Origin of the sequence: Bradyrhizobium sp. UNPA324 (assembly GCF_006658635.1) — a bacterium.
Lineage (GTDB): Bacteria > Pseudomonadota > Alphaproteobacteria > Rhizobiales > Xanthobacteraceae > Bradyrhizobium > Bradyrhizobium nanningense.
The window spans coordinates 5396193-5412231 of the sequence record NZ_LFJD01000004.1; the positions used below are offsets into that span (position 1 = coordinate 5396193).

Annotated in this window: 17 protein-coding genes; 12 read left to right on the forward strand and 5 right to left on the reverse strand. The window is 64.4% G+C overall.

What is annotated here, in order from left to right:
• The first annotated feature begins 52 nt into the window (after positions 1 to 52).
• Both UNPA324_RS25890 and UNPA324_RS25895 read left to right on the forward strand, forming a co-directional pair.
• Positions 53 to 1423 carry a glutamate--cysteine ligase gene (locus tag UNPA324_RS25890; RefSeq protein ID WP_128920330.1) on the forward strand — a complete coding sequence of 457 codons (1371 nt, stop codon included), beginning with the start codon at positions 53 to 55 and terminating at the stop codon, positions 1421 to 1423.
• A 213-nt stretch (positions 1424 to 1636) separates the two neighbouring features.
• Positions 1637 to 2215, forward strand: coding sequence for a PAN domain-containing protein (locus UNPA324_RS25895; protein ID WP_141936622.1), 579 nt, complete (start codon positions 1637 to 1639; stop codon positions 2213 to 2215).
• 129 nt (positions 2216 to 2344) lie between these two features.
• On the opposite strand, the gene UNPA324_RS25900 is transcribed toward UNPA324_RS25895, so the two are convergent.
• The 4 genes from UNPA324_RS25900 to UNPA324_RS25915 form a co-directional block, all read right to left on the reverse strand.
• Positions 2345 to 2911: a nucleotidyltransferase family protein gene (locus UNPA324_RS25900; protein ID WP_141936625.1), complete on the reverse strand. Its 567-nt coding sequence runs from the start codon at positions 2909 to 2911 to the stop codon at positions 2345 to 2347.
• Between the two features lie 115 nt (positions 2912 to 3026).
• Positions 3027 to 3803, reverse strand: a complete 777-nt coding sequence (gene lepB / locus UNPA324_RS25905; protein ID WP_128920333.1) for a signal peptidase I — start codon at positions 3801 to 3803, stop codon at positions 3027 to 3029.
• Positions 3800 to 5227, reverse strand: a complete 1428-nt coding sequence (tldD, locus tag UNPA324_RS25910; protein WP_141936627.1) for a metalloprotease TldD — start codon at positions 5225 to 5227, stop codon at positions 3800 to 3802. The genes lepB and tldD overlap by 4 nt, the downstream gene beginning before the upstream one ends.
• Before the next feature lie 221 nt (positions 5228 to 5448).
• Positions 5449 to 5991, reverse strand: coding sequence for an invasion associated locus B family protein (locus tag UNPA324_RS25915; RefSeq protein ID WP_128920335.1), 543 nt, complete (start codon positions 5989 to 5991; stop codon positions 5449 to 5451).
• A gap of 461 nt (positions 5992 to 6452) precedes the next feature.
• Here UNPA324_RS25915 and coxB point away from each other — a divergent pair, with 461 nt between their 5' ends.
• The 9 genes from coxB (at position 6453) to UNPA324_RS25960 (ending at position 13557) form a co-directional block, all read left to right on the forward strand.
• Positions 6453 to 7307, forward strand: coding sequence for a cytochrome c oxidase subunit II (coxB, locus tag UNPA324_RS25920; RefSeq protein ID WP_141936629.1), 855 nt, complete (start codon positions 6453 to 6455; stop codon positions 7305 to 7307).
• A gap of 86 nt (positions 7308 to 7393) precedes the next feature.
• Complete coding sequence (ctaD, locus tag UNPA324_RS25925; protein WP_128920337.1) at positions 7394 to 9013, forward strand: cytochrome c oxidase subunit I; 1620 nt, start codon at positions 7394 to 7396, stop codon at positions 9011 to 9013.
• A gap of 61 nt (positions 9014 to 9074) precedes the next feature.
• On the forward strand, positions 9075 to 10019 hold the full coding sequence (locus tag UNPA324_RS25930; protein ID WP_128920338.1) for a heme o synthase: 945 nt from the start codon (positions 9075 to 9077) through the stop codon (positions 10017 to 10019).
• Positions 10016 to 10192, forward strand: a complete 177-nt coding sequence (locus UNPA324_RS25935; RefSeq protein WP_063197888.1) for a cytochrome c oxidase system small membrane protein — start codon at positions 10016 to 10018, stop codon at positions 10190 to 10192. Before UNPA324_RS25930 ends, UNPA324_RS25935 begins: the two co-directional genes overlap by 4 nt.
• Before the next feature lie 5 nt (positions 10193 to 10197).
• Positions 10198 to 10851, forward strand: a complete 654-nt coding sequence (locus UNPA324_RS25940; protein WP_141936631.1) for a cytochrome c oxidase assembly protein — start codon at positions 10198 to 10200, stop codon at positions 10849 to 10851.
• 80 nt (positions 10852 to 10931) lie between these two features.
• Positions 10932 to 11828: a cytochrome c oxidase subunit 3 gene (locus tag UNPA324_RS25945; RefSeq protein WP_128920341.1), complete on the forward strand. Its 897-nt coding sequence runs from the start codon at positions 10932 to 10934 to the stop codon at positions 11826 to 11828.
• 98 nt (positions 11829 to 11926) lie between these two features.
• The gene (locus UNPA324_RS25950; protein WP_128920342.1) at positions 11927 to 12328 is read left to right on the forward strand and encodes a DUF983 domain-containing protein; all 402 of its coding nucleotides are present in this window, start codon (positions 11927 to 11929) and stop codon (positions 12326 to 12328) included.
• Positions 12325 to 13077 carry an SURF1 family protein gene (locus UNPA324_RS25955; protein ID WP_128920343.1) on the forward strand — a complete coding sequence of 251 codons (753 nt, stop codon included), beginning with the start codon at positions 12325 to 12327 and terminating at the stop codon, positions 13075 to 13077. The genes UNPA324_RS25950 and UNPA324_RS25955 overlap by 4 nt, the downstream gene beginning before the upstream one ends.
• A 114-nt stretch (positions 13078 to 13191) precedes the next feature.
• Positions 13192 to 13557, forward strand: a complete 366-nt coding sequence (locus tag UNPA324_RS25960; protein WP_128920344.1) for a nuclear transport factor 2 family protein — start codon at positions 13192 to 13194, stop codon at positions 13555 to 13557.
• A 97-nt stretch (positions 13558 to 13654) separates the two neighbouring features.
• Here the strand turns inward: UNPA324_RS25960 and UNPA324_RS25965 are convergent, their stop codons facing one another.
• Positions 13655 to 14995 (reverse strand): ATP-binding protein, encoded by a 1341-nt coding sequence (locus tag UNPA324_RS25965; protein WP_128920345.1) that lies wholly within the window; start codon positions 14993 to 14995, stop codon positions 13655 to 13657.
• A gap of 87 nt (positions 14996 to 15082) precedes the next feature.
• On the opposite strand from UNPA324_RS25965, the gene UNPA324_RS25970 reads away from it, so the two are divergent.
• Positions 15083 to 15727 carry a response regulator transcription factor gene (locus UNPA324_RS25970; protein ID WP_128920346.1) on the forward strand — a complete coding sequence of 215 codons (645 nt, stop codon included), beginning with the start codon at positions 15083 to 15085 and terminating at the stop codon, positions 15725 to 15727.
• Positions 15728 to 16039 lie beyond the last annotated feature (312 nt).

Genomic DNA, 16039 nt, shown 5'->3' on the forward strand with positions numbered 1-16039 from the left:
ATCCCCGTCACCCGCGCGCATTCGATCGAAGCGCCTTTGATTAGAGTTTGATATGGCGCGAGACCAGATCGATATGACGCCGCTGCAATCGCGCGACGAGCTCGTTGCGTGGTTCGAGGCCGGCTGCAAGGACCCGTCCGAATTCCGCATGGGCACCGAGCACGAGAAGACGCCGTTCACGCTCGAAGGCCACCGTCCGGTGCCTTACGAAGGCGCGCGAGGCATCGGTGCATTGCTCGAGGGCATGAAGCTCCTGCTCGGCTGGGAGCCGATCATGGAGAAGGGCAACATCATCGGCCTCTACGACGTCACCGGCGGCGGTGCGATCTCGCTCGAGCCCGGCGGACAGTTCGAGCTCTCCGGCGCCCCGGTCGAGAACGTTCACCAGACCCAGAGCGAGTTGATGGCGCATCTGGCGCAGGTGCGCGAGATCGCAACGCCGCTCGGCATCGGCTTCCTCGGGCTCGGCATGACGCCGTCCTGGTCGCGCGCCGACATCCCGATGATGCCCAAGGGCCGCTACAAGATCATGACCAATTACATGCCGAAGGTCGGCCAGTACGGCCTCGACATGATGTACCGGACCTGCACGGTGCAGACCAATCTCGACTTCTCCTCCGAAGCCGACATGGTCAAGAAGCTGCGCGTGTCGCTCGCGCTGCAGCCGGTCGCGACCGCGCTGTTCGCCAATTCGCCGTTCACCGAAGGCAAGCCGAACGGCTTCCTCTCCTTCCGCTCCGAGATCTGGCGCGACACCGACAATGCGCGTTCGGGCATGATGCCTTGGGCGTTCGAGGACGGCATGGGCTTCGAGCGCTATGTCGACTACGCGCTCGACGTGCCCATGTATTTCGTCAAGCGCGATGAGGACTACATCGACGTGTCGGGCTCCTCGTTCCGCGCATTCTTCGACGGCCGCAACAACAACCTTCCCGGCGAGCGTCCGACGCTGTCGGACTGGGCCAATCATCTGTCGACCATCTTCCCGGAAGTGCGGCTCAAGCGTTATCTCGAGATGCGCGGCTCCGACGGCGGTCCGTGGGGCCGGCTGCCGGCGCTGCCGGCGTTCTGGGTCGGGCTGCTCTATGACGACGTCTCGCTCGACGCCGCCTGGGAGATCGTCAAGCACTGGAACGCGCATGAACGCCAGGCCCTGCGCGACGACGTGCCGCGCATGGGCTTCAAGGCGCGGATCAAGGATCGCTACCTGTTCGAGATCGCCAAGGAATGCCTCGTGCTGGCACATGCCGGCCTGCGCCGGCGCGGCCGGATCGACCAGCTCGGCCGCGACGAAACGCGGCATCTGGAGCCGCTCGACCGCATCATCGATTCCGGCCGGACGCCGGCTGAGGAAATGCTGGACAAGTTCAACGGTCCCTGGAAGGGCTCGGTGGAACCGGCCTACGCGGAATACGCGTTCTAAAGCGCGGTGAGATTTGGAAGAATCGTCATCGCGCTTTAGGTCGTTGTTTGCGCATGATCTTTCCGGAAAAGCGGTTCGCACTTTTCCGGATCATGCTTGAGGCCGGTCAGCCGCCGATCGGGAGTTCAGCCGTTCATCGCCCATACAGGTTTGCGGCGATCAAATGACCGGCTGAAAAACCTGAGCGTCGTCAATAACTCGAAAGCTGTTCCGATGGGGAAGGGCCGCCTGTCCGGCGCCGTCATGGCAAAGGTCCTGGCAAGCGTCGTGGCATGTGTCACGCTGCTTTCGCTCGCATTCGCGAGCGTGCCGGCGCGCGCCCAGACCGCGTTCGACCGGCCCGGCGGCGACTATTTCAGCACACCGGTTGCGTCGGGCGATCCGGAGGATTGCGCGCTGCTGTGCGAGCGCGACCGCCGCTGCCGCTCGTGGAGCTTCAGCTATCCCGACGTCGAAGGCGGCTCGGCGGTGTGCTGGCTGAAGAACACCGTGCCGGCGCGCGTGCCGGGAAGCTGCTGTATCTCCGGCGTGCGCGGCGCCGGCGTGATCGAGCCACGGGTCGAGGGCGTGGAAACGTCGATCGACCGCCCCGGTGGGGACTTGCGCAATTTCGACCTGAAGGACGGCGAGAGCGTGGAGGCCTGCAAGGCCGCGTGCACCGCCGATAACAAATGCCGCGCCTTCACCTATGCCCGCCCCGGCTACACCGGGCGCGAGGCGCGCTGCTTCCTGAAAAAGGAAATCAAGCCGCCGCGGCGGAAGGCAGGGTTCACGTCGGGCGTGGTGCGGTAGCGTTCGGACGCGTGCCACGGACGCAGGTGCCGTAGGGTCGGCAAAGGCGCCCTTGCGCCGTGCCCACCATCTTTCCGATCCGGCCACAGATCGGGTGGGCACGCTTCGCTTTGCCCACTCTACGGCACCTCACTCCGCGGCAATCACCGTGAGCTCCGGCCACAGCGTCTTCCAGCGGGCGGCTTTGGCCGCGTAATTCGCCACCGAGAAATTCAGTGCCCGATTGGGCCGCACGATCAATCTCGCGACGTCGTCAAACCCGTGCGGCGCGTAGACCTCGTAGCCATCCTCTACGCGCCTGACTCCGACCTGTGTGTTCTGCGTCAGGAAGCGGTCGATGCCGTCGGTCGAGCGGGTCAATGGCGGATAGGGCAGGCCATGCTTGTCGGGGTACCACAGGTGCACACGCGCCTGATTGCGGATCTCGATCTTGGCGCCGAGATGGCCGAGCTGCGCCTGCAGCTTGCGGATCACCGTGTCCTCCGCCTCCCACGACGTATCGAAATCGAAATAGAACACGTCGTAATCAGCAATGCCGTGATCGACCGGGCGGCCCGTGAGCCCATTCCATACCGATTGCACGAGGCAACCTGCGACCAGCCACGCATCCGGCAGCGCGAGATGATCGAGTTCATCGATGATCGCGACGTTGACGGGATTTTGCAGAGCCAATGCGAGGAATTCGTCGCGCGTCATGAGAATCGTAGGGTGGGCAAAGACGCGCTCTTCGCGCGTCGTGCCCACCATCTTTTCGCGTTACGACAAATCGTGGGCACGCTTCGCTTTGCCCACCCTACGATATACGATCCAGTCAATGCACCGCGGTGAAGAACCGCGCCAGCCGGAAGCCGGACAGCCAGGTCCACACCGGCTGGCCGCGCATGCCGAGATCCCAGGAGCCGAGCACCGCATCCGCACGGCCGATCAAATTGTCGATCGGCAACAGGCCGACACCGCCGGACCGCAGCGGCACGCGGCTGTCGGAGGAATTGTCACGGTTGTCGCCGAGCACGAACAGGTGACCGGCCGGCACCGTCACTTCCTTGGTGTTGTCGAGCGGACCGTTGTCGCGCATCTTGAAGATCAAATGCGAGACGCCGTTCGGCAGCGTCTCGACATAGCGGTAGGCGGGCTCGCTGCCGCCATTGTCGTCCTCGGCAGATCCGACACCGTCCGGCTTCAGCTCGGCGGGGCGGTCGTTGATGAAGAGCTGACCCTGCCGCATCTGGATGCGATCACCGGGCAGACCCACGACGCGCTTGACCCAGGCCTGCGAACGATCGCCGGGCCAGCGAAACACCACGACGTCGCCCTGCTTCGGCGTCTCCGCGAACACGCGGCCGGTCTCGGGCAGGCTGATCTGGATCGGCAGCGACGAACTGCCGTAGCCATAAGGGAATTTCGAGGCGATCAGCGCATCTCCAATCAGCAGCGTCGGCTCCATCGAGCCCGACGGTACGTAGAACGGCTCGGCAAGCGCGCCCTTGGCGATGAACACGGCGACGACGATGCCGGCGAGCTGAACGATCTGCCCGCCCCAGCCGCTGCTCTTCCCCTTGGAGGTCGCAGTTATCTTTTCCACGCTCATGCGCCCGTTCCACCCACCGTAATGCGTTCCATCAGCAGCGACGGCTGGCCGACGCCGACAGGCACGCCCTGGCCGTTCTTGCCGCAGGTGCCGATGCCGGTATCGAGCGCAAGATCGTTGCCGATCATGCGGATGCGATGCAGGTCGGTCGGCCCGTTGCCGATCAACATGGCACCCTTCAGCGGCGCGCCCAGCTTGCCGTTCTCGATCTTGTAGGCTTCGGTACACTGGAACACGTACTTGCCCGAGGTGATGTCGACCTGGCCGCCGCCGAAATTCGCAGCGAAGACGCCATTCTTCACCGAGGCGAGGATCTCGGCCGGATCGCGGTCGCCCGGGAGCATATAGGTGTTGGTCATGCGCGGCATCGGCACATGGGCATAGCCCTGGCGGCGGCCGTTGCCGGTCGGCTTCATGTTCATCAACCGCGCGTTCTGACGGTCCTGCATGTAGCCGACCAGAATGCCGTCCTCGATCAGCACGGTGCGATTGGTCGGCGTGCCCTCGTCGTCGATCGACAGCGAGCCGCGACGCGAGGCAATGGTGCCGTCGTCGACCACGGTGACGCCCTTGGCCGCGACCTGCTGGCCCATCAGGCCGGCAAAGGCAGAGGTCTTCTTGCGGTTGAAATCGCCCTCCAGGCCATGGCCGACCGCTTCATGAAGCATCACGCCGGGCCAGCCGGCCCCTAACACGACGTCCATCTCGCCGGCGGGAGCCGGAATCGATTCCAGATTGACCAGCGCCTCGCGCAGCGCGCCGTCGGCGGCGTCGCGCCAGCTTCGGCTCTCGATGAATTCGGCATAGCCGGCACGGCCGCCGTAACCCTTGCTGCCGCTCTCCTGGCGGTCGCCCTGGCCGGCGACGACGGAGATGTTGACGCGCACGAGCGGACGGATGTCGCGATAGCTCTCGCCGTCCGGCCGCAGGATCTCGACCACCTGCCAGGTCGCGCCGAGGCTGACGCTGACCTGTCGCACCCGCGGATCCTTGTCGCGCAGGTAAGCGTCGATCTCTGCGAGCAGCTTGACCTTGGTCTCGAAGCCCGGCGCGTCGAGCGGGTTGTCGTCGCCATAGAGACGGACATTGGTGTGAGGAGGCGGCGCGGAAAAATTGCCGGAATAGCCGCCGCGCACGGCCGCAACCGCGTCCGCCGCGCGCATCAGCGCCGGCAGCGACACGTCGGAGGAGTGGGCGTAACCCACGGCATCATCCTTGACCGCGCGTAAGCCAAAACCTTGCGAGGTGTCGTAGGTCGCCTGCTTCAGCCGCCCGTTGTCGAACATCAGCGCTTCGGTCTGGCTGTACTCCAGGAACAGCTCGCCGTCGTCGGCACCGGAAAGCCCGCGCGCGACCTCGTGGCGAACCTGGTCGCGGTCGAGATTGGCGCGGTCGAGCAGGGAGGTCGTGGCAGGGTTGGTCATGCGTCCGTCCATTAGCGGAAGATCTGGGGCAAGATAATGGTTTCGGATCGGTTCCGCGAGGGGCGGGGCGTCACATTACCGAAACGATAGGATTGGGCAGGGGCGCTCGTCGAAACGTGCCGCACTCGTCAATCCATCACCGTCATCCTGAGGTGCTCGCCTTGCAAAGCAAGGCGAGCCTCAGGATGACGGAATGGAGAGCGTGCGATTCGATGCCGCCCCTACGGCAGCTTGTCGTAGCCTTCGCCGAGCCCGTTCAGGCTGAGCGGGAATCCGATGCCTTCTTCCGGTGTCTCGAAGATGATGAAGGTGGCGGTCTTGGCGGTGCGGAGCTGGCCGAGCAGCTTGTCGTCCATGACGACCTCGGCGACGCAGCCATTGGGCAGGCAGCGGACGAACCCGGCACGGCCGACGTCCTGGTTGTCGAGCTTGAGGCCGAGACCGGAGGGCAGCAGGACCCCTAACGGCGCCACCACGCGCATCAGACGGCTCTTCTGGTCGGCGGTCTTCAGCACGATGACGGTCAGGCCGGCATTGGAGCGGTCTTCCGCCACCACGCTCTGGATCAGGGCGCATTGCTCGCTCTGGGCGCCCGGCGGCGTGTCGCAGCGAATCTGCCAGTCGCCATGGACGGAGCGCACCGCGCCCTGCGCATGGACGACGCCAGGAAACGCCAGAAGGACGATCGCAGCCAGCAGGCCTGCCAGCGCCGGGAGGCTAGCCTGCCTGCTCGCCGGCCTTGCCATCGATTTCGAAAGCCCCATCGGGTCGGTCCCTCTGCTCGCCTTCCTCGCTCGCGCTCGGCGGACTAATCCGGCGGACTGATACGGGAATGACGGCGTCTTGAAGGCGATTCCCAAGCAAATTCCGCGCCGCCTCGCACTGCCGCCGCCCGCACGAATCAGGTTCCTGCGCGGCCATCTGCCAGTGCCTAACGCGGGCAATTCCGCTGTCAAGCGGCAGCATCCCGGCCAACGGTATTTTTGTCCAATGTTACTAGGAATTATCTTGCGGGTGATGGCTGGCAGACCGGGCTCAAGACTGCATTGCGATAGATCAAAAACTATGGTTTGAGAGGCTTGATTTCGGCGTTCTAGCGATCTGGCCCGAATTCCTCTTAGAGGTATTCTTGCGCGGCGGTTTGTCAGACGGGCGGATCGAATAAGCGTTTCCCGCAGATAGGGCGGCGCACTTGGGGTGATTTCGTAAGGGGAGCGCGAACGGCATGAGGATGTCGATGGGTCGGGTGGGCCGGCATTTGCTGGGATTGGCCACCATCGCCTTGGTGGCGACTGGCGTCGCGCTGGCGACGGGCGGCGTGGCATTTGCCGAGGTCGGGCAGCCGGAGCCCTGGGAATGGCACCTCCAGGCCTCGGGTTCTCCGGTGATGGACAACATCGTCTGGTTCCACAACTTCCTGTTCGTGCTGATCACGCTGATCACGCTGTTCGTTCTGGCGCTGCTCGTGGTCGTGGTCATCAAGTTCAACGCGCGGGCCAACCCGGTGCCGTCGCGGACCACCCACAACACGCTGATCGAGGTGGCCTGGACGCTCGTTCCGGTGCTGATCCTGGTCGGCATCTCGGTGCCGTCGTTCCGGCTTCTGTTCCTCGAGCTCGACGTGCCGAAGGCGGACATCACCGTCAAGGCGACCGGCAAGCAGTGGTACTGGTCCTATGCCTATCCGGACAACGGCAAGTTCGAGTTTGACTCGCTGATGGCGCAGGACAAGCAGCCCCGTCTGCTCGGCGTCGACAACGAGATGGTGGTGCCGGTCAACAAGGTGATTCGCGTCCAGGTCACGGGCGCCGACGTCATCCACGCCTTCGCGCTGCCGGCTTTCGGCGTCAAGATCGACGCCATTCCGGGCCGCCTGAACGAGACCTGGTTCAAGGCCACCAAGGCCGGCATGTATTACGGTCAGTGCTCGGAACTGTGCGGCAAGGACCACGCCTTCATGCCGATCGCGATCCGCGTCGTGAACGACCAGGAGTTCGCTTCCTGGGTTGAATCGGCGAAGAAGAAATACGCGAGCGGCGGCGCCAGCACCTACGCCTCCGCGGCCGGCCCGACGCAGTGAGCGTCGGGTGACGGGTTGAGGCACTGGAAGCGATATAAGGGCGGGACCTCCAAAGGTCCGAATGGGACGCAAGGCAGGATTTGAAAATGGCAACGAGCGCAGCGGTACACGGCGATCACGCCCACGGACATGACGAGCACGCCCATCCGACCGGATGGCGCCGCTACGTCTATTCGACCAACCACAAGGACATCGGCACGATGTACCTGGTCTTCGCGGTCATCGCCGGCATCATCGGTGCCGCGATGTCGATCGCGATCCGTGCCGAGCTGATGTATCCGGGCGTGCAGATATTCCACGAGACGCACACCTATAACGTGTTCGTGACCTCTCACGGCCTGATCATGATCTTCTTCATGGTCATGCCCGCGATGATCGGCGGCTTCGGCAACTGGTTCGTCCCGCTGATGATCGGCGCGCCCGACATGGCGTTCCCGCGCATGAACAACATCTCGTTCTGGCTGCTGCCGGCCTCCTTCGGCCTGCTCCTGATGTCGACCTTCGTCGAGGGCGAGCCGGGCGCCAACGGCGTCGGCGCCGGCTGGACCATGTACGTGCCGCTGTCGAGCTCCGGCCATCCGGGCCCGGCCGTCGACTTCGCGATCCTGTCGCTGCATCTGGCGGGTGCCTCGTCGATCCTCGGCGCTATCAACTTCATCACCACGATCTTCAACATGCGCGCGCCGGGCATGACCCTGCACAAGATGCCGCTGTTCGTGTGGTCGATCCTGGTGACGGTGTTCCTGTTGCTGCTGTCGCTGCCGGTGCTCGCCGGTGCGATCACCATGCTGCTCACCGACCGCAATTTCGGCACGACCTTCTTCGCGCCCGACGGCGGCGGCGATCCCGTGCTGTTCCAGCATCTGTTCTGGTTCTTCGGCCACCCCGAGGTGTACATCCTGATCCTGCCCGGCTTCGGCATGATCAGCCAGATCGTCTCGACCTTCTCGCGCAAACCCGTGTTCGGCTATCTCGGCATGGCCTACGCCATGGTCGCGATCGGCGGCATCGGCTTCGTGGTGTGGGCGCACCACATGTACACGGTCGGCATGTCCTCGGCGACGCAGGCCTATTTCGTCGCCGCGACGATGGTCATCGCGGTTCCGACCGGGGTGAAGATCTTCTCGTGGATCGCCACCATGTGGGGCGGCTCGATCGAATTCCGGGCACCGATGATCTGGGCGGTGGGCTTCATCTTCCTGTTCACGATCGGCGGCGTCACCGGCGTCGTGCTGGCGAACGCCGGCGTCGATCGCGTGCTGCAGGAGACCTATTACGTCGTCGCGCACTTCCACTACGTGCTGTCGCTGGGCGCGGTATTCGCGATCTTCGCCGGCTGGTACTACTGGTTCCCGAAGATGACGGGCTACATGTACAACGAAACGCTCGCGAAAGCGCACTTCTGGGTCACCTTCATCGGCGTCAACCTGGTGTTCTTCCCGCAGCACTTCCTCGGCCTGTCCGGCATGCCGCGCCGCTATGTCGACTATCCCGATGCGTTCGCAGGCTGGAACCTGGTCTCGTCGGTCGGCTCCTACATCTCCGGCTTCGGCGTGCTGATCTTCCTCTACTGCGTGATCGACGCCTTCATGAAGAAGGTGCCGGCGGGCGACAATCCGTGGGGTGCCGGTGCGACCACGCTGGAATGGACGCTGCCCTCGCCGCCGCCCTTCCACCAGTTCGAAGTGCTGCCCCGCGTGCAGTAAGCGATCACCCGCGGCGCCCGTGACGGGCGCCGCGGCTCTTATAACGAAGCGAGTTGAATTCGTGTCCGTCCTCGACCAGAACGCCATCGACATCAATCCCCGCATCTCCGAGGCGGAGGTCGGCGACTACATCGCGCTGTTGAAGCCGCGGGTGATGTCGCTGGTGATCTTCACCGCGCTGGTCGGGATGGCGATGGCGCCGGGACACTTCCACCCGGTGCTCGCGTTCACCTCGCTGCTCTGCATCGCAGTCGGTGCCGGCGCCTCCGGCGCGCTCAACATGGCGCTCGAAGGCGACATCGACGCCAAGATGTCGCGCACGGCGAACCGGCCGATCCCCCGCGGCCGCATCACCCGACCCGAGGCGATGGCGTTCGGCCTGACGCTGTCTTTCTTCTCGGTGATGACGCTCGGCATCCTCGTCAACTGGATCGCTGGCAGCCTGCTCGCCTTCACCATCTTCTTCTACGTCGTGATCTACACGATGGGCCTGAAGCGTTGGACCGCGCAGAACATCGTGATCGGCGGCGCCGCCGGCGCGCTGCCGCCGGTGGTGGCCTGGGCCGCCGTCACGGGCACGGTCGACGTCGAGCCGCTGCTGCTGTTCGCCATCATCTTCTTCTGGACCCCGCCGCATTTCTGGGCGCTGGCGCTGTTCCGCTCCGACGACTACGCGCGCGCCGGCATTCCGATGCTGCCCAACGTCGCCGGTCCCGATGCGACGCGGCTCCAGATTCTGCTCTACACAATCGTGCTGATCGCGGTCGCCGCCGCGCCCTGGGCGCTCGGCTATTTCGACGCCATTTACGGCATCGTCTCGCTGATCCTGGGGACCGGCATGCTGGCGCTCGCGATCAACGTCTATATGCGCCGCGAGCGATCTGCGTCGCTGCGCGCGACCCGCAAGCTGTTTGCCTTCTCGATCCTCTATCTGTTCGCGCTGTTCGCGACCCTGCTGGTCGAGGTCGTGGTCCGGGCGCTTGCTCCGATGGTAGGGGGCGCATGATCACAGCGATGGCCGACAAACCCGAGACAGACGGAATCGTCCTCACCGAGGCGCAGAAGAAGAGCCGTCGTCAGCGCTCGATCGCGATCGCACTCGCGCTCGGCGTGCTCGTGGTGCTGTTCTTCGCCGTCACCATGGTCAAGGGACCCGCAGTTCTCGTGCGGCCGATGTAGGACAGATGAATCACGAGCCGACCATATCGCAGGATGTCAGCGCCAAGCCGGCCAATCGTAAGCCGGCCAAGCACCGCGCCCTGGGGCGCGATGCGGTGGTTGCTTCCATCTGCGGCGGCGTGGTCGCGCTGATGGTCGGCGCTTCCTACGCGGCAGTGCCGTTCTACAACTGGTTCTGCCGCGCCACCGGTTTCAACGGCACGACGCAAGTCGCGACCTCCGCGCCGGCCACGGGGCCGATCGCGCGGAAGGTCTCGGTGCGCTTCGATGCCAACGTCGCGCCCGGCCTGCCCTGGAAATTCGAGCCGGAGCAGAACGAGATCGAGGTCAATATCGGACAGGTCACGACCATCTTCTACACCGTGACCAACCAGGCCGCGCGCACCACGGCAGCGCAGGCCGCCTACAACGTCGCGCCACTGACAGTCGGCTCCTATTTCCAGAAGATCAACTGCTTCTGCTTCACCGAGCAGACTATGGCTCCGGGCGAGAAGCGCGAGATGCCGGTCGTGTTCTACGTCGACCCGTCGATCGTCGACGATCACGAGAACGACGGGCTGAACACGATCACGCTGTCCTACACCTTCTATCCGGTGAAGGATCCGGTGGTGAAGCCGCTGGCATCGGGCGAAAGCGACAAGCGCAAGGGAAATCTCTGATCGCCGGGCTCGCGCCGCGGGGGTCGGAAACAAGGGGATAAGTGCCTGACAGGCACGGGATTGAGGAGAGAGACCGCAAAATGGCAACGGCGCACACCAAGCATCACGACTATCACCTGGTCGATCCCTCTCCGTGGCCGGCCGTCGGTTCGCTCTCGGCCTTCATCATGGCGGTCGGCGCGATCTCCTGGATGCATCATATGTACTCGGCCGCGCCGATCGTGTTCGGCGTCGGCACCGTGGGCGTGCTCTACACCATGGCGAGCTGGTGGGGCGACGTGATCAAGGAAGCCCAGTACAAGGGCGACCACACCCGCGTCGTGCAGCTGCATCACCGCTACGGCATGATCCTGTTCATCGCCTCCGAGGTGATGTTCTTCGTCGCCTGGTTCTGGGCTTACTTCAACGCGGCGCTGTTTCCGGCGGACGCCGTCCATGCCACCCGTGACGCTGTGTTCGGCTGCGGCCTCGGCACCCAGGCCGGTGCCTGCGCGGTCCCCGGCACCTGGCCGCCGAAGGGCATCGAGACTTTCGATCCCTGGCACCTGCCGCTCCTGAACACGCTGATCCTGCTCACGTCGGGCACCACCGTGACCTGGGCGCACCACGCGCTGCTCGAGAACGACCGCCAGGGCCTGAAATACGGCCTGATCCTCACCGTCGTGCTCGGCGCGCTCTTCACCTGCGTGCAGGCCTATGAGTACAGCCACGCGGCGTTCTCCTTCGCCGGCAACGTCTATGGCGCGACCTTCTTCATGGCGACCGGGTTCCACGGTTTCCACGTGCTGGTCGGCACCATCTTCCTGCTGGTTTGTCTGTTCCGCGCCTATGCCGGCCACTTCACGCCCAAACAGCACCTCGGTTTCGAGTTCGCCGCCTGGTACTGGCACTTCGTCGACGTGGTCTGGCTGTTCCTGTTCCTCTGCATCTACGTCTGGGGACACGGTGCCGAGACCATGGCCCACGGCGCGCACTGAGCCGCGAGGAATCGACCAGAAAGGGCGGCCGCAGGGCCGCCCTTTCGCTTTTGGACCGCCGGAAAGTTTCGGCGAAAACTGTGATAGGGTCCGCCATCATGAACGACACAGCCGGCAAGTCCGATCCTGAAATTACTGTCCTGCAGAGCGCGCTCCGCGGGCTCGCCTGCAGATGCCCGCGCTGCGGCCAGGGCAAGCTCTATGCGGGCTTCCTCAACCTCGCGCCCGCCTGCGACCGCTGCGGTCTCGACTACGCCTTCATCGATACTGGCGACGGTCCGGCGATCTTCATCATCATGCTGGCCGGTGGGATCGTCGTTGCGGCAGCGCTCATCGTCGAGGTCAAATACCAGCCGCCATACTGGCTGCATGCGGTGCTGTGGTTGCCGCTGATCCTGGCCACCACGCTGTTGCCGCTGCGTGCGATGAAGTCGCTGCTGATCGCGCTGCAATTCCACCACAAAGCGGCGCCGGGCCGGTTGGTCGACCGCGCGAAATGAACCAGCCCGCGCGCAAGCCCCGCGTGGCCGGCTTCGCGCTGTTCACGCTGTTCCTGACGGCCGTCTTCGTCGCGCTCGGCGTCTGGCAATTGCAGCGCCGGACCGCCAAGCACGAGCTGATCGCGGCGCTGACCGAGCGGCTGGCCGCGGCGCCCATTGCGCTGCCACCACCGCCACAATGGGCCGCGCTCAATCCCGCGCGTGATGAATTCCGCCGCGTCAGCTTCACAGCGATCTACGCAGCCCTGCCCGATGCGATGGTCTATTCCTCCGGCTCCGCGGTGCGCAAGGACGCCTCCGGCCCGGGCACCTGGGCGTTCCTGCCGGCGCGGCTTCCAAGCGGCGAGACGGTCGTGATCGACGCGGGCTTCGTCGAGAACACGATGCAGGACCGCGGCGTCGAGGATCGCGCGGTGAAGAAGCTCGTCACCGGGCAGCCGGTCGCGCTGACGGGTTATCTGCGCTTTCCCGAGGCGGCCGGCTCGCTGACGCCGGCGGAGAACCGCGACAAGCGGCTCTGGTTCGTGCGGGATCATTCGGCCATTGCAAGCGCGCTCGGCTGGGGCGCGGTGGCGCCGTTCTATGTCGATCTCGAGCAGCCGGCGCCCGAGAACGGAATTCCGCGTCCGGGGCCGCTCGACGTGCATCTGAAGGACGACCACCTGCAATACGCCGTCACCTGGTTCTTGCTCGCGGGCGCCGTGCTGATCGCCTTCGTCGTGTGGGCCAGAGGCCGGCGGCAGAGCTGAGCTGGTCGGTCTCCACGCCGGAACCCGGTATCGCCCGGGGTTTATTATTCAGCGCACATTCACGAGTGTGGCCCTAAGCCGCCGGTGGTTTTCCGCGGCAGACAGGATTGCGGCGTGAGCGATTTCGATCAGATGGGAGTTGTCGTCGATTGGGTGGACGCCTGCCGGCAGGGCGACCTCATGATGTTGCTCGACCTCTATGCGGACGACGCCCAGGTCGAATGTACGTGTAACGGCGCGCAGCGCTATCGCGGCCGGAGCGAGCTCGAGGCCTATTGGCAGCCGCGGCTCAGCGCGTTCTCGCTGGCGGGTTTCGGGCTGGAGGAGATCCGCCCGGTGCCTCATGGTGTCGATCTCGAATATTCCGTGGCCGGCGCGTTGCGCATCCGCGCCTCGTTTCGTTTCAGTCCGGAAGGCAAGATCCGCAGCACCTTGTGCGAGCCGGCGCGACAGAACGCGCATGATTGCTGCGCGTGCTAGAGCATGTTCCGGAAAAGTGCGCAGCGGTCTTCCGAAAAGATCATGCTTGAACAACAACCAAAAGCGCGATGACGATTCATCCTAATCGCATCGCGCTTCAGTGGTTGACCTGCGCCTCGCGTGTCGTTTCGGCCGGAAGGCGGCAGCGGACATAGGTTCGCTCGTCCACGCGCAGTAGCGACAACGATCCGCTGAGCGCACGCACGCGCTCATGCATGCCGGTCAGGCCGCGGCCGAAGGCATTGTCGGCGGGGAAGCCGCCGCCGTCGTCCGAGATCTCGATGAGCAATGTCTCGCCGGCGATGGTCGCCTGGACATGGGCGCTGCCGGCCTTGGCATGGCGCAGCACGTTGGTCAGTGCCTCCTGGATCACCCGATAGATGGTCCGAGCCAACGGTCCGTCGATCACGTTGAGATCTGGATCGATCGTATCCGTCAGGATGATATGGGGTGCCTGCTTGCGAAAGTTCCGGAGCAGCGTCTGCACGGTGGTCGCAAGGCCGAGCTCCTCGATGTAGAGCGGCCGCAGCCGATCGAGGATGCGGCGGTTGGTCTGCTGGAGCGCTTCGACCGATTGCAGCACTTCGTCCGCCGAATTGCCGAGATTTCCCACCCGCGGCGAGGCGTCGATCAGCGCGATCGTGCCGGCGCGGATGCTGAACAGCAGCGGTCCGAGCTCGTCGTGCAGTTCGCGGGCGAGATCGCGCCGCTCGTCGTCCTGGAGCGACACCAGGCGATGCATCAGATCGCGATTGTCCTGGCTCAATTGCGCAAGCGTTGCAGCCAGCGCGTTTGCTTCCGCACAGCTTTGCCGAATCTCCGTCGGCCCCCCGACCGGGATCGGCTTTGTAAAATCGCCACGCCGCATCCGCGTCAGGCCTTCGCCGAGATGGCGCAGGGGGCGCAGCGCCGATCCCGCGAAGACGTAGGCGATGATGCCGGTGAGCACCATCAGCACGGCGACGAGGCTGGTCAGCGCGAGGAAGCCGATCCACTTCTCGAACAGGTCGGCTGACAGGTCCGGCAGAAACACGAGATCGCCGATATGTCTGCCATCGATCAGCACCGGGGCCGCAGCGTCCGTGTCCGGCACCACAAGCAGGTTGACAAACCACTGCGGAACCCCCCGCAGATTAGGCATGCCGTCCTTTGGCGAAGGCGCAGGAGCGCCTTCCGCCGAACGGAAATGGACGTCCGAGGAGGCGGCCAAGGATTGGACAAAGGCGTCAAGCGTCTTCTGCGGGTTGTCCGACGCACGCAAAGTGTCGTTGAGTGCGGTGGCGATCGTTCGGATGGAGCGCCGAGCCGGCTCGTTCTCATCGGCAAGCTGCCCGGTTGCGAATATCCGGAGCAATATGCCGCCCAGGATCAGCGCTGCAAGAAAACTCGCGCCGAGTGGAAGAAACAGTTGCGTTCTGAACGAGAGTCGTTGCCACATTAGGTCAATTCTAACGCGCATCGGCGGAATTTGCTCTTTCCATTTGTTCCCGCCGGTCTATGAGTCAAGAAGACAAGAGAGCGCGCGATGCAAGATACTGCCAAGCCGGGGACCCGGGTCCTGATTGTCGACGACCATCCCGTGGTGCTGTCTGGTTGCCGCACCCTGTTCGCTTCCGACCATTCGATCCGGATCGAGGAGGCGACGGACGCCAAATCCGGGCATCGCGCCTATGTCAGCAAGCGGCCGGACGTCGCCGTGATCGACATCAGCCTGCCCGATGTCTCCGGCTTCGAGCTGATGCGACGCATTCGCAAGGACGATCCCGAGGCCAAGATCATCATGTTCAGCATGAACGACGATCCGGCCTTCGTGGTGCGGGCCGTCGAGCTTGGAGCGCAGGGCTATGTTTCCAAGGGCGACGATCCCAGGATCCTGCTCAAAGCGGTGCGCAAGGTGGTCGCGGGCGACAATTTCATCTCACCGCAACTCGCGGAAGCCGTGACGTTTTCCGGCGCGGCGATCAAGGCCAACCCGGCCTCGCAGATGACGCCGCGGGAGCTCGAGATCCTCCGCCTGCTCGGACGCGGCGACAAGATCGTGGAAGTCGCGGAGGCGCTTGGCATCTCCTACAAGACGGTCGCCAACACCACGTCTCTGCTCAAGCAGAAATTAGGGGCCAAGAACCATTCCGACCTGATCAGGATCGCAGTGGAAATCGGGATGAATTGACGTCCTGGATGCTGGCGGCTCTGGGCACTGGCGGCCCGGGCACTGGCGGCCCGGAAGCACCGAACCGGCCGCTCCAGGATGCAGCCGGTTCGGCGGAACGGATCGGTGTCAGCGTGCAGCCGGGCAATGCATGGACACCGCCGACACCCATCCGCCGACCCCAATGAGGGGAGGCGGCATTCGTTCCCGAGATCTTCGTGAATTCGGGAAATGGCGGCAATACGCGGCGTGTCGCTGCTTGGCTGCGCTTGCCAGCGCCGGATCCAGGTCGGGAAAAATAGGAACATTTTCTCGCCCTCATCGTTTTCGCCC

Coding starts and splice junctions, on each gene's coding strand:
- UNPA324_RS25890 (WP_128920330.1), top strand. CDS start 53: ATGGCGCGAGACCAGATCGATATGACGCCGCTGCAATCGCGCGACGAG.
- UNPA324_RS25895 (WP_141936622.1), top strand. CDS start 1,637: ATGGGGAAGGGCCGCCTGTCCGGCGCCGTCATGGCAAAGGTCCTGGCA.
- UNPA324_RS25900 (WP_141936625.1), bottom strand. CDS start 2,911: ATGACGCGCGACGAATTCCTCGCATTGGCTCTGCAAAATCCCGTCAAC.
- lepB (WP_128920333.1), bottom strand. CDS start 3,803: ATGAGCGTGGAAAAGATAACTGCGACCTCCAAGGGGAAGAGCAGCGGC.
- tldD (WP_141936627.1), bottom strand. CDS start 5,227: ATGACCAACCCTGCCACGACCTCCCTGCTCGACCGCGCCAATCTCGAC.
- UNPA324_RS25915 (WP_128920335.1), bottom strand. CDS start 5,991: ATGGGGCTTTCGAAATCGATGGCAAGGCCGGCGAGCAGGCAGGCTAGC.
- coxB (WP_141936629.1), top strand. CDS start 6,453: ATGAGGATGTCGATGGGTCGGGTGGGCCGGCATTTGCTGGGATTGGCC.
- ctaD (WP_128920337.1), top strand. CDS start 7,394: ATGGCAACGAGCGCAGCGGTACACGGCGATCACGCCCACGGACATGAC.
- UNPA324_RS25935 (WP_063197888.1), top strand. CDS start 10,016: ATGATCACAGCGATGGCCGACAAACCCGAGACAGACGGAATCGTCCTC.
- UNPA324_RS25940 (WP_141936631.1), top strand. CDS start 10,198: ATGAATCACGAGCCGACCATATCGCAGGATGTCAGCGCCAAGCCGGCC.
- UNPA324_RS25945 (WP_128920341.1), top strand. CDS start 10,932: ATGGCAACGGCGCACACCAAGCATCACGACTATCACCTGGTCGATCCC.
- UNPA324_RS25950 (WP_128920342.1), top strand. CDS start 11,927: ATGAACGACACAGCCGGCAAGTCCGATCCTGAAATTACTGTCCTGCAG.
- UNPA324_RS25955 (WP_128920343.1), top strand. CDS start 12,325: ATGAACCAGCCCGCGCGCAAGCCCCGCGTGGCCGGCTTCGCGCTGTTC.
- UNPA324_RS25965 (WP_128920345.1), bottom strand. CDS start 14,995: ATGTGGCAACGACTCTCGTTCAGAACGCAACTGTTTCTTCCACTCGGC.
- UNPA324_RS25970 (WP_128920346.1), top strand. CDS start 15,083: ATGCAAGATACTGCCAAGCCGGGGACCCGGGTCCTGATTGTCGACGAC.